The sequence below is a fragment of the Synechococcus sp. R5-12 genome, from assembly GCF_047502655.1.
Classification (GTDB): Bacteria; Cyanobacteriota; Cyanobacteriia; order Thermostichales; family Thermostichaceae; genus Thermostichus.
In genome coordinates, this window is record NZ_JANSIM010000080.1 from 1 (window position 1) to 12605 (window position 12605).

Here is a 12605-nt window from a genome sequence, read left to right on the forward strand (position 1 = left end):
GCGTGGTAGGAATCTCCAGCCTTCAGGCCGGGGAGGATGTCAAACGAACGACACTTGCTTTCTGAGCCACTAACCTTGTAGAAAGACAAGGGCGAAAGGGCGGCTTTGATGCGGCGGCGCATTCTACAGCTTTGCATCCTCGGCTGGACGATGCTCCTCGTCCTGGCAGTGGGGGGCAGGGGATCCCTGCTGGTTCCCCACTTTTTTGGCATTGAAGCCCTGCAAGCCCAGGCTCAAACTCAAGCCGGAGAACTGCCGCAGCCGATGCGGCTCAAACTTCCCCCCGGCCTGGATCGCTACGCCTACGACAAGGCGGTGGGAGACTACTTTGAGGAAATCGAGCCGCTTTTGCCAGGTGGAGCCTATGCCCAGTGGGCCTTCTATCCCGTCCCTATCTACATCCAAGGGGATCACCCCCAGTGGAAGGCCTCCGTGGAGCAAGCGGTGAAGGAGTGGTCGGCCTACATCCCGCTCAAGGTGGTGGCCAAAGAGGAGGAGGCTTTCTACGGGATGAGCATTTACCGCGTTCCCCCCATCGGCGGCGGGGTGGCTGGGGCGGCCCGCCCGGAGTTTTTCTTCGCCTCCGATGGCTCTTTGCAGCAGCGGGTGCGCATCGTCATTGCAGAAGGACAGGGGTTGGCCGAAATAACGGCGGTGGCCCGACACGAGATCGGGCATGGGCTGGGGCTGTGGGGCCATAGCCCGAACCTGCGGGATCTGATGTATGGCGGACACCATGCGGCGGCTACCGGCAATCGGCGGGTGTTGCGGGTGCCCAACATTACCAAGCGGGATCTCAACACCCTCAAGCGCGTCTACGAGCAGCCCACCCTCAGCGGGCAGGTCTTTCCAGAGAGCTATCGCCGCCTGTTTGGCCAGCTTCTGCAGGAAAAGCCGCTGCCCGAGAGAGCTCTTGGATTGCCGCTAGCTAGAGCTGCAGGAGTTGCGACACCCCCTTGAGCGCCATAGCTAGGAGAAAAAAGAGCAACTGGGTGGCAACAATGCTGGGGCCGGAGGGCAGGTTGAAGGTTGCCGAGGCGATCATCCCCAGCACCGCGCTCAGTCCCCCAATACCTATGGCCAGCAGCACATAGGTTGTAAAGCGGGATCCCAAAAGCCTTGCCGTCGAGGCCGGGATGACCACAAAAGCGCTCACCAGCAACACCCCCACCGAGCGAATCGCCAGGGCCACCACCACAGCCAGCAACACCACAAAGGCCAGCTTCTGCCAGCCCACCTGAACCCCCCGCGCCCGCGCCAGCGGCTCATCCAGGGTCAGCAACATTTGGGAGGGCAAAGTCAATCCCACATAGGCCGAGCTGATCAGCAAGAGGATCCCGCTCGTCCACAGGGCTGCCGGGCTGATCCCCAAAATCTCCCCAAACAACAACTGGTTGAGGTTGCCCCGATAGCCGGGCAGCAAGCTGAGGGCGATAACGGCCAGCGCCAAAGAGGAAGAGTAGATGATGTTCAGCACCGCATCCGCCGACAGTTGAGTGCGCTCCAAGACAAAGGTGACGCCCAAAGCAAATCCCACCCCAAACACCATCAACACCACGCTGGGATTCAGCCCCAGCAGCACTCCCAAAACAATCCCCAGCAGAGCCGAATGCCCCAGGGCATCGCTAAAAAACGACAGTTGCCGCAGAATAACAAAACTGCCCAGCAGCCCACCTGTCATGCCGGTGAGGATCCCACCCAGCATGGCCCGCTGCATAAAGGGCAACTGCAACAGCTCCACTACCCGCACCCAGCCCTCCAACATCGCCTTCCCCTCAGTGACGGTGGTAGCGGACAAAATGGTGCTCCGCACCGCTGTCGCGAACAGGCCCATAAACCCGGCTCAGCACTTCTGGTGCCAAAGCCACCTGGGGGGATCCCTGGCAGATGAGGGATTGGTTGAGGCACAGCACGCGGTCGCAATAGCAAGACACCATTTCCAGATCATGGGAGATCTGCAAAATGGCCCAGCCCAGAGATTGGCGCAGCTCTTCCAAGAGCCGGTAAAACTCCCCCTCGCTGAGCGTATCTAAGCCTGCCGGTGCCTCGTCGAGGATAAGCAACCGCCGCGGCCAAGCCAAGCAATAGGCCAACAGCACCCGTTTCAGCTCCCCGCCGCTGAGCTGGCCCAAAGCCTTAGAGGACAGGTGGGATGCGCCGACCCGTTCCAACGCCTCTTTCACCGCCTGCTGCCGAGCAGAGCGCTGCTGCCAGGGCCAGCGGGGTTGCAACGCCCCCCAACCCAAAGCCACAAACTCCTCCACCACCATGGGAAGCCCAGGATTGAACTGAAAACGCTGGGGCACGTAAGCCACCTGCTGCCGCACCGAGGGGGGCAAGTAACCGGACAGGCACACCGGCTCTCCCAGAATCCAAACCGAGCCGCACTGCCGCGGCAGGATCCCCAAGATGGCCTGCACCAAGGTACTTTTGCCGGCTCCATTGGGGCCAACAACCGCCGTATGGGATCCCGCCCTCAGCTCAAACGACACATTTTGCACCGCCAACTGGGATCCCCGATAGACCGTCAGCCCCTCGACGCGCAGGACAACCTCGCCGGAGCAGGAGATCATCGCCCCCTCGCCAGCAGGTGTTCGAGAGCAGCCTGGCCCAGCAGCGGCAATTGCAGGGGCAGGAAGGCCGTCTCCTTCTCAAAGGCGGAGACCAGGTTCTCCACGTTTTGCCGCAGGATGGTCAGGTAATATTCCGGCTCGATCCCCTCAGGGCCAGCGGTTTCGATGGGATCGAAAACGCGAACTTGGATCCCTAGGTCTCTGGCCAAAACCTCAAAGGGGTTGTTACTCCCCAGCTGCGGTTCCACCAGGATCGTCTTCAGGCCGGATGCCCGCACCGTCTCCATCACCCGCCGCACATCTTCGGGGGAGGGGCTGGCTTCAGGGATCTCCACCAAAAACTCAGCCTTGAGGTTGTAGCGCTCGGCAAAGTAGGGGGCAAAGTTGTGGAAAACTACAAACTTTCTGCCGGCAAAGGGAGCCAAGCGCTGCTCGATCTCCTCATCCAAAGCCTTGAGCTTCTCGATAAAAGCAGCCGCATTGGCCTGGTAGATCTCTGCCCCCGCCGGATCTACAGAGATGAGGCCATCACGAATATTTTCCACCTGCTGAATGGCCCGCCTGGGATCCAGCCAAATGTGGGGGTTAAACTCGCCGTGGCTGTGCCCATGAGAGTGGCCATGGCCATGCCCGTGAGAATGGCCGTGACTGTGTCCATGAGAGTGTCCATGGCCGTGACCGTGGGAGTGCCCATGCTCTGGCTCCTCAGCCCGCAAAGTTGGGATCCCTTCGCTGCTGTCAACGATTTGCAATTGGGGGTTCCCAGCGCTGGCGATCAACCCTTCCAAAAACGTTTCCATACCCAACCCGTTGATCACCAGCACATCCGCCTGAGCCAGCAAACGAACCTCCTCAGGTCGAGCCTGAAAGTCGTGGGGCCCCATCTGAGGGGGAAGGAGTGGCGTGACTTCTGCCCGATCCCCAACCACAGCGCGGGTAAATTGCGTTATCGGCAAAATCGTGGTCACCACCTTTGGGGGGCTGGATCCCTGCTGGGCCCGGGACTCTTCTTGGCGCATCTGCAGGCTTCCCAGGATCCCGACCGAGAGGGCGGCCAGCAGCGAGACCAGCGATCGCACCGGTCGAGCCGAACGGATAGAGTTAGCTTGATCAGTCATAAGCCTGAATACCTCACAAGACAACAGAGACAGCAGAGCTGGAAGCAACTGACTTCCCAAAAGCCAAGGCCCTCTGCCGCAGCATCGAAAACATGCTCACCAGACCGTTGCTCCTGGAAGGGCTAAGGCTGAAATTGAGGCCCATCTCCCGCACAAACTCTGGGGAAACCCCCAAAATCTCTTCCGGCGCTAGGCCACTTAGCCCCTCCACCACAATGGCCACCAAACCCTTGACCAACTGAGCATCGGCATCCCCTTGGATGTAGACCTTGCCCTCCCTAAACTCGGTGGCCAGCCACACCCGCGAAGCGCAACCTCTGACTAGGTTCTCCTCCTTCCTCTCCGCTTCGGGAAAGGGTGGCAGGCGCTTGGCATAGGCTAGGAGAAGCTCATACTTCTGCCGCGAGGTCTTGGCCTTCTGGAAGCGATTGACAATTTGCTGCAGAGCTGCGGGCATCCCTCAGCTTGTCTAGAGTGAGAATGATAATCAAACTCATCATAACACCCCCACTCAGCGAGGGCGCAGGGGCACCTGCAAACTTTTGGGACTGTCGTTACCGAAGCGAGCGATAGCCGCCACTTACTCCCCGTGGTGAGAGGACCAGTTGCCAAAGTTGGCTGGCCCGGGCCTTGAAGCTACCGGCACTCATCAGGAGATAGAGCCGCCACATGCGGCGAAAGCGCTCATCGTAGCGGTCGGCTAATTTTGGCCATGCCTGCTCGAAATTGGCGTGCCAGGCTTTTAAGGTGGCCACGTAATTGATCCCAAAATTGTGCCAGTCTTCCAGCACAAATAAGCCCTCAAAGGCTGCAGTAATCAGATGAGGCGAGGGCAGCATCGAGTTGGGGAAAATGTAGCGCTCAATCCAGGGATCCCGCCCCTGGTAGGCCACGTTGCTGCCGATGGTGTGCAGAAGAAACAAGCCATTGTCGTTCAACAAGCGGCGGGCTACCTGCATAAACCTTCGGTAGTTTCGGTAGCCAACATGTTCAAACATGCCGACAGAAAGGATGCGATCAAACTTTCCCTGGGTCTGGCGATAGTCTTCTAACCGAATCTCGACCGGCAGGCCGCGGCAGCGTTCGCTGGCCAGTTTGGCTTGCTCTTTGGAAACAGTAATCCCCACAACCTGCACCCCGTAGCGTTCGGCCAGGTACTGGGCTGTGCCGCCCCAGCCACAGCCGATGTCGAGCACCCGCATGCCGGGTTGGAGTTCCAGCTTGCGGGCAATGAGGTCAAGCTTAGCTTCTTGGGCTTCATCCAGAGTTTGCGCGCCCCCATCCCAATAGGCACAGCTGTAGATCATGCGGCGATCCAGCATGGCCTCATAGAGATCGTTGCCAATGTCGTAGTGGCGCTGGCCAATGACGAATGCCCCCTTGCCCCGCTGGCGGTTGATAAGGCAACTGTCCAAACCAAGCAAGGGCTGAGTTAGCCAACCCACCTGCTGCGGTGCCTGGGCAGTTAGGAGACGACAAACTAACTCATCAATGGCCTCGCAATCCCACCAGCCCTCCATGTAGGCCTCGCCAAAGCCCAGGGATCCATAGAGCAGGCAGCGCAGGTAGAGCCGCTCGTCGTGAACTTGAATATCCCAGGGCTGTGAGCCATTGAGGGTTATACCGGCAGCATCCAGAACTCGAAGCGCATACTGACGCGCCAGCCAGCGCAAGCTGTTGAGTCCTTTCCCCATCCCTAGGGATCCCTCACCACAGGGAAACTGACTCAACAAATACACCCCAAGGTGGCAAGGGATCCAACAAGTTTCCAATTTCTAGGGATCCCCCCGAAGGGGGAACCAGGAATGACCTGAGGCTGACTGTGGAGCGCCTCTCACGTTTCCAATTTCTAGGGATCCCCCCGAAGGGGGAACAAACCCAAAACGCCACGGCACCACATCTAAACGCCACGGTGTTTCCAATTTCTAGGGATCCCCCCGAAGGGGGAACCGTATTTATGGGAGTACGCAAGGTTTATTTGGTAGAAAAGTTTCCAATTTCTAGGGATCCCCCCGAAGGGGGAACATTCGTTCTTCGCGTTGCGAATACATTCGCGACGTCGTGTTTCCAATTTCTAGGGATCCCCCCGAAGGGGGAACCGTAGTCTCCCAGATCCTGTTCAAAACGGAGTCACTGGATAACTTGTTTCCAATTTCTAGGGATCCCCCCGAAGGGGGAACTTATCGCTCACTCCTTGACAGAAGTGAAATGCTTGCTGTTTCCAATTTCTAGGGATCCCCCCGAAGGGGGAACTAGACATAGATTACTTAGCTAATCTCTTCTTTCCAATAGGTTTCCAATTTCTAGGGATCCCCCCGAAGGGGGAACCTCCCCAGCGTTCGCTGAGGATAATCCACCGACCTTGTTTCCAATTTCTAGGGATCCCCCCGAAGGGGGAACAAGTAAAAAGCTCACCGATTTCCTGTCCCCATTAATGGTTTCCAATTTCTAGGGATCCCCCCGAAGGGGGAACACGATTAAGTGCCAATCAGGATTGGTTATGATTGCTTGACCTGGTTTCCAATTTCTAGGGATCCCCCCGAAGGGGGAACGAGACGCTGCGCTCGGATGGCGAGATCATCGGCTACTTCTTCGTTTCCAATTTCTAGGGATCCCCCCGAAGGGGGAACACCCACCAGCGTGGGCAGTGGCGGGTAGCACGCTAATCTAGCGTTTCCAATTTCTAGGGATCCCCCCGAAGGGGGAACTATCCTGTACAAACAGACACTTGTACAGGAGCAAGCGGTTTCACTTGTTTCCAATTTCTAGGGATCCCCCCGAAGGGGGAACTCCAGCGAATCGTAGTCGATTCCGAAGTGGGCAAGAAGTTTCCAATTTCTAGGGATCCCCCCGAAGGGGGAACGAGTACTCCCCTAAGCTTCGTGGTCCTGCTATCAAAGCAGTTTCCAATTTCTAGGGATCCCCCCGAAGGGGGAACGGAAAATGAGCTCCTTGACGGGATACCTTGTCCCCAAGTTTCCAATTTCTAGGGATCCCCCCGAAGGGGGAACTCGACATGTGTTCCCTATCGGAGTGGGATGTTATCAATAACAGTTTCCAATTTCTAGGGATCCCCCCGAAGGGGGAACCTCCCAACAAACCCCGGGTATCTCACAGTCACCCAAGGCCGTTTCCAATTTCTAGGGATCCCCCCGAAGGGGGAACAAAAAATGGTGTCCGTTTTATTTACACGGACAAAAGTTTCCAATTTCTAGGGATCCCCCCGAAGGGGGAACCCTAGAAGTGCTGGGACTATACACAGGTGTTTTCTTGTTTCCAATTTCTAGGGATCCCCCCGAAGGGGGAACTGGTTACATTTATGTAACCTTCTACCTCACCTGTGAGTTTCCAATTTCTAGGGATCCCCCCGAAGGGGGAACGCTGCGAGTATATCCGGGATATCGCCCGGATTCTCGGCAAAATGTTTCCAATTTCTAGGGATCCCCCCGAAGGGGGAACACTATGGAACTCAAAGTACCCCTACAAGTTGCTCTCGTTTCCAATTTCTAGGGATCCCCCCGAAGGGGGAACTTAAAGTGACTCAACTAACGAATCGTGCAAAGCGTCGTTTCCAATTTCTAGGGATCCCCCCGAAGGGGGAACTGCCCAATCTGGACAGGGGATATTCCCCTCGATATCCCATGGTTTCCAATTTCTAGGGATCCCCCCGAAGGGGGAACAGCAAAAGCTGCGTACGAGTCTCGGTTCGGCGAGCAGTTTCCAATTTCTAGGGATCCCCCCGAAGGGGGAACGCATGTGGAGAGCGGCCAGAATCCGCGGGCTTTCGCGTTTCCAATTTCTAGGGATCCCCCCGAAGGGGGAACAAACACATACCGTGTGACTTGGAAATCTTCGCAGATATCAGTTTCCAATTTCTAGGGATCCCCCCGAAGGGGGAACCCCCGTCGTTCCAACGACAACAAATCGTCCGGCAGAGTTTCCAATTTCTAGGGATCCCCCCGAAGGGGGAACGGAGCCAAGACGAGACGACGACCGTCAGGGGTTAGGAGTGTTTCCAATTTCTAGGGATCCCCCCGAAGGGGGAACATGAGTTACTAACCTAGCCCTCCTCCCAAAAGCACCCAGGAGTTTCCAATTTCTAGGGATCCCCCCGAAGGGGGAACTGCCCAATCTGGACAGGGGATATTCCCCTCGATATCCCATGGTTTCCAATTTCTAGGGATCCCCCCGAAGGGGGAACTTGAGCCTAGCAGAGTTATGGAAATGTGTTTGGGTGTTTCCAATTTCTAGGGATCCCCCCGAAGGGGGAACGAGAAGCAGTAACAATCTCTGGAACACTTGCACGAGTGGTTTCCAATTTCTAGGGATCCCCCCGAAGGGGGAACTCGCTGCGCGTGAACTGCACCGAGTCGCCGTAGATCCCGTTTCCAATTTATAGGGATCCCCCCGAAGGGGGAACTCGCACATTTCTCGAGCATTTTGTAGAGCGCCGCAGAGAAGCGGCAAGGTTTCCAATTTCTAGGGATCCCCCCGAAGGGGGAACTGCAGACTATCCAAGCGATCCGCCCATCGCCGTAGATGGCAAGTTTCCAATTTCTAGGGATCCCCCCGAAGGGGGAACAGGAGGAAACAATGCCCGGAAGGTTCATCGATAGTCCCAAGTTTCCAATTTCTAGAGATCCCCCCGAAGGGGGAACTTGGAGGTTACAACACTATGTTGACCAACAGACAAAGTTTCCAATTTCTAGGGATCCCCCCGAAGGGGGAACAAGCCATCCGACTGTACGAACAGCACAACAGCAAAACCCACAAAAAGGGAGGATCGTGAACATGAACCACTGGAATTTAGTAACAGTGTTTCCAATTTCTAGGGATCCCCCCGAAGGGGGAACGCTTGGATAGAATTGGAGTAGTGCAGCAGTTTTGTTGGCATAATGTTTCCAATTTCTAGGGATCCCCCCGAAGGGGGAACCGGAGAATATTTGCAACGCGAGGGCCCGTGCCCTCTTCTTGTTTCCAATTTCTAGGGATCCCCCCGAAGGGGGAACATGAAGCTGAGCTGCTACTACGAGAACGAGACCAGGTTTCCAATTTCTAGGGATCCCCCCGAAGGGGGAACTTGAGTATGTTGCCACTGAAGGTACACTTTCTCAAGAGAGGTTTCCAATTTCTAGGGATCCCCCCGAAGGGGGAACGGTGTTGTTTATCCTGATTGAAGGGAGGGGTACACTATGAAAATCGTTTCCAATTTCTAGGGATCCCCCCGAAGGGGGAACGAATAACAAGGCCTTTACTCAACCAGCAATGCCCATATGTTTCCAATTTCTAGGGATCCCCCCGAAGGGGGAACCCTCTAGTGCAGCTCAACTTTAGGCAGTAGATAAGCGTTTCCAATTTCTAGGGATCCCCCCGAAGGGGGAACATACCAAAGAGCAAATCATCCGGTCCCAACGTTGTGAGGTTTGTTTCCAATTTCTAGGGATCCCCCCGAAGGGGGAACTCGTGTAACGCATAATAGACCTCTCCCTTTCGTGGGATAAAAGAGTTTCCAATTTCTAGGGATCCCCCCGAAGGGGGAACTTTAGAACCCACTCAGGGACCTTATCTACGACGATGTTTCCAATTTCTAGGGATCCCCCCGAAGGGGGAACAGCTTAGTACTCGGTTGTTAATCGTTGTAGTGTGAGTCTTGTTGTTTCCAATTTCTAGGGATCCCCCCGAAGGGGGAACTTACAAAGCAACCCCCAAATCCCGTGCGGAGAGAATGTTTCCAATTTCTAGGGATCCCCCCGAAGGGGGAACCCTTTTCCTGGAGAGTGAGACAGTCTTCTTCTTTAAAGGTTTCCAATTTCTAGGGATCCCCCCGAAGGGGGAACCGGGGGGCAGCGCCCCCTCCGACTAAAGCCTCCTCCCGTTTCCAATTTCTAGGGATCCCCCCGAAGGGGGAACGGTGGGGGGGAGGCTAGGTTGGAGTTAGATTACTCGATGTTTCCAATTTCTAGGGATCCCCCCGAAGGGGGAACTTCAGGTATTCAGCCTTGGCGTTGGAGGGCCAGAACTTTTCCAATTTCTAGGGATCCCCCCGAAGGGGGAACCCCTGATAGCAGATGGTTTACATTAAACGAAAATATACTTTTCCAATTTCTAGGGATCCCCCCGAAGGGGGAACCGCAAGTTCAATTAGTTGTTCGTAGGATGTATTAAAGATTTTCCAATTTCTAGGGATCCCCCCGAAGGGGGAACGCACTTAAAGTGCATATTAACCTCCAACTGGCAGGTGAGTTTTCCAATTTCTAGGGATCCCCCCGAAGGGGGAACATAAAACTTAGTTTCTCTACCAACAAAGGCTGCCACTTGTTTTCCAATTTCTAGGGATCCCCCCGAAGGGGGAACCATTATTGCAATCCCGTACCGCGATCGCTGGTTAGTTGTTTTCCAATTTCTAGGGATCCCCCCGAAGGGGGAACTTAACAGAAGTGTGTATAAATCAATACTCATACACACGTATTTTCCAATTTCTAGGGATCCCCCCGAAGGGGGAACGGTAGTCAATCCAGTCTGCATAGTAACAGACTGCAACTTTTTCCAATTTCTAGGGATCCCCCCGAAGGGGGAACATTATACACAGAAAATAATATGAGGCAACTTGCATAATTTTTCCAATTTCTAGGGATCCCCCCGAAGGGGGAACAACCTGGGTGTTGGGGGAGGCTAGGTTAGGTTAGAGTTTTTCCAATTTCTAGGGATCCCCCCGAAGGGGGAACCTCATGAAGAGCAACTACAAAACTCTTGGTGACTGGGATTTTCCAATTTCTAGGGATCCCCCCGAAGGGGGAACATTACTTTACCTGCTTGAACCTCACCCTACGTGATTTTTCCAATTTCTAGGGATCCCCCCGAAGGGGGAACCGGACGGTTTGTCCGGTCTCGATTGGCTTCCAACAGTCTGATTTTCCAATTTCTAGGGATCCCCCCGAAGGGGGAACAGATTAAGGCTGCTAATCCCGATATTTCGCAAGAAGACCTCAACTTTTCCAATTTCTAGGGATCCCCCCGAAGGGGGAACACCTATGGGGTGACCGGATTTTGTCGGGAGAGTCAACTCCCATTTCCAATTTCTAGGGATCCCCCCGAAGGGGGAACGGGCAAGAGCGCTTGCCCTTCAAATCTATGCGGCGGGATTTCCAATTTCTAGGGATCCCCCCGAAGGGGGAACAAATCCCTGGGTGTTCTTTCTACTCCGTTAAGGGAGGTTGTTATTTCCAATTTCTAGGGATCCCCCCGAAGGGGGAACATGTAGCCGACAGGGTGGGTGCTTTCCCGAAAAGCACCGAATTTCCAATTTCTAGGGATCCCCCCGAAGGGGGAACGGCAGTCGTGCAAGCGGCTATTCGGGGGTCGGTGCTAATTTCCAATTTCTAGGGATCCCCCCGAAGGGGGAACTCCACAACCGGTACGGAGTATTTCATGACGGTTTTCTACTTATTTCCAATTTCTAGGGATCCCCCCGAAGGGGGAACATGGTGTACGTACTATCACATTCCACTCAGGGTTAGTAAATATTTCCAATTTCTAGGGATCCCCCCGAAGGGGGAACGGGAGTGTTGGGGCACTGGGCTGGGCAAGCGTCCAAGCTTATTTCCAATTTCTAGGGATCCCCCCGAAGGGGGAACGCCAATTTCAGAGCGATTTGGGGCCCGCTTGGCCAAGATATTTCCAATTTCTAGGGATCCCCCCGAAGGGGGAACATGAGCTCTTTGACACGCTGCCCTGCCCTCCGTGGGCAGTATTTCCAATTTCTAGGGATCCCCCCGAAGGGGGAACAAAGTAGTGACAGTAGACGCGGGGGATACTCTACTGAGATTTCCAATTTCTAGGGATCCCCCCGAAGGGGGAACAGCCCAGCTGCCCCGGATTTCCCACCGGCCTACAATCATATTTCCAATTTCTAGGGATCCCCCCGAAGGGGGAACTACCCGTTTTCAATCGGGTATCCCTCCCCAGAAGTCATTTCCAATTTCTAGGGATCCCCCCGAAGGGGGAACTGGGGGGATAGCTGCCCTCTGTTCATCCGCGGCCTTGCCGCGGATTTCCAATTTCTAGGGATCCCCCCGAAGGGGGAACGATTAGCCACCGGCTGTAGTCGTAGAAGATGTACATGGAATTTCCAATTTCTAGGGATCCCCCCGAAGGGGGAACTAACAAGTATTCGCTGTAGTTGGTGAAGTTAAACTGGAATTTCCAATTTCTAGGGATCCCCCCGAAGGGGGAACGGGAGTTACCTTACAGTGTGCAGCCCATTGTATATTGGCTCGGATTTCCAATTTCTAGGGATCCCCCCGAAGGGGGAACTACTACATGGTAGTTACACCTTACATTGGTGGGTGGTTATTTCCAATTTCTAGGGATCCCCCCGAAGGGGGAACGCGAAACAGATGAGGATGAGGCACTTGCGGAATTGAAAGATTTCCAATTTCTAGGGATCCCCCCGAAGGGGGAACTAAAACGAGGGTGGATCCTAATCGAAAAGGGATGGCTATTTCCAATTTCTAGGGATCCCCCCGAAGGGGGAACCGGTAAAGGGATTTACTCCCTTAGGCCAGGTAAAAGATTTCCAATTTCTAGGGATCCCCCCGAAGGGGGAACTCCTCACCTCCTACGCAGCCAGATGGCTGCTGATTGAGATTTCCAATTTCTAGGGATCCCCCCGAAGGGGGAACAATCAGCATGTAATACCGCTCTACTCTACCATTTTGGATGTTATTTCCAATTTCTAGGGATCCCCCCGAAGGGGGAACCTCCGCCATCTCTGACAGTTCGTCCGGCGTCCAAACATTTCCAATTTCTAGGGATCCCCCCGAAGGGGGAACGTCCGTCGACACCTGCCCCTCTTCGGGGTCAGTGGCGAATTTCCAATTTCTAGGGATCCCCCCGAAGGGGGAACTCCACCCCT

The 12605-nt window shown here is 55.1% G+C and carries 6 protein-coding genes and 1 CRISPR repeat array; of the genes, 1 reads left to right on the forward strand and 5 read right to left on the reverse strand.

Annotated elements, in window-relative coordinates; translation table 11 throughout:
* Window positions 1–108: 108 nt before the first annotated feature.
* On the forward strand, window positions 109–960 hold the full coding sequence (locus NW843_RS04830; RefSeq protein ID WP_414332345.1) for a hypothetical protein: 852 nt from the start codon (window positions 109–111) through the stop codon (window positions 958–960).
* Here the strand turns inward: NW843_RS04830 and NW843_RS04835 are convergent.
* The 5 genes from NW843_RS04835 to cfa form a co-directional block, all read right to left on the reverse strand.
* Window positions 929–1765: a metal ABC transporter permease gene (locus NW843_RS04835; RefSeq protein WP_414522270.1), complete on the reverse strand. Its 837-nt coding sequence runs from the start codon at window positions 1763–1765 to the stop codon at window positions 929–931. The genes NW843_RS04830 and NW843_RS04835 overlap by 32 nt on opposite strands.
* A gap of 10 nt (window positions 1766–1775) precedes the next feature.
* Window positions 1776–2573 (reverse strand): metal ABC transporter ATP-binding protein, encoded by a 798-nt coding sequence (locus tag NW843_RS04840; RefSeq protein WP_414522267.1) that lies wholly within the window; start codon window positions 2571–2573, stop codon window positions 1776–1778.
* Window positions 2570–3691: a metal ABC transporter solute-binding protein, Zn/Mn family gene (locus NW843_RS04845; protein ID WP_414522268.1), complete on the reverse strand. Its 1122-nt coding sequence runs from the start codon at window positions 3689–3691 to the stop codon at window positions 2570–2572. Before NW843_RS04845 ends, NW843_RS04840 begins: the two co-directional genes overlap by 4 nt.
* A gap of 13 nt (window positions 3692–3704) precedes the next feature.
* On the reverse strand, window positions 3705–4148 hold the full coding sequence (locus tag NW843_RS04850) for a SufE family protein (protein WP_414329195.1): 444 nt from the start codon (window positions 4146–4148) through the stop codon (window positions 3705–3707).
* Between the two features lie 97 nt (window positions 4149–4245).
* A complete protein-coding gene (gene cfa, locus NW843_RS04855) occupies window positions 4246–5421 on the reverse strand; it encodes a cyclopropane fatty acyl phospholipid synthase (RefSeq protein ID WP_414522269.1) in 1176 nt (391 codons plus the stop codon).
* Between the two features lie 34 nt (window positions 5422–5455).
* Window positions 5456–12596: a CRISPR direct-repeat array (repeat unit 36 nt; unit sequence GTTTCCAATTTCTAGGGATCCCCCCGAAGGGGGAAC).
* The last annotated feature ends 9 nt before the right edge of the window (window positions 12597–12605 follow it).

Excerpts from the sequence above, each read along its gene's own strand:
- NW843_RS04830 (WP_414332345.1), top strand. The coding sequence starts at position 109 with ATGCGGCGGCGCATTCTACAGCTTTGCATCCTCGGCTGGACGATGCTC.
- NW843_RS04835 (WP_414522270.1), bottom strand. The coding sequence starts at position 1,765 with ATGTTGGAGGGCTGGGTGCGGGTAGTGGAGCTGTTGCAGTTGCCCTTT.
- NW843_RS04840 (WP_414522267.1), bottom strand. The coding sequence starts at position 2,573 with ATGATCTCCTGCTCCGGCGAGGTTGTCCTGCGCGTCGAGGGGCTGACG.
- NW843_RS04845 (WP_414522268.1), bottom strand. The coding sequence starts at position 3,691 with ATGACTGATCAAGCTAACTCTATCCGTTCGGCTCGACCGGTGCGATCG.
- NW843_RS04850 (WP_414329195.1), bottom strand. The coding sequence starts at position 4,148 with ATGCCCGCAGCTCTGCAGCAAATTGTCAATCGCTTCCAGAAGGCCAAG.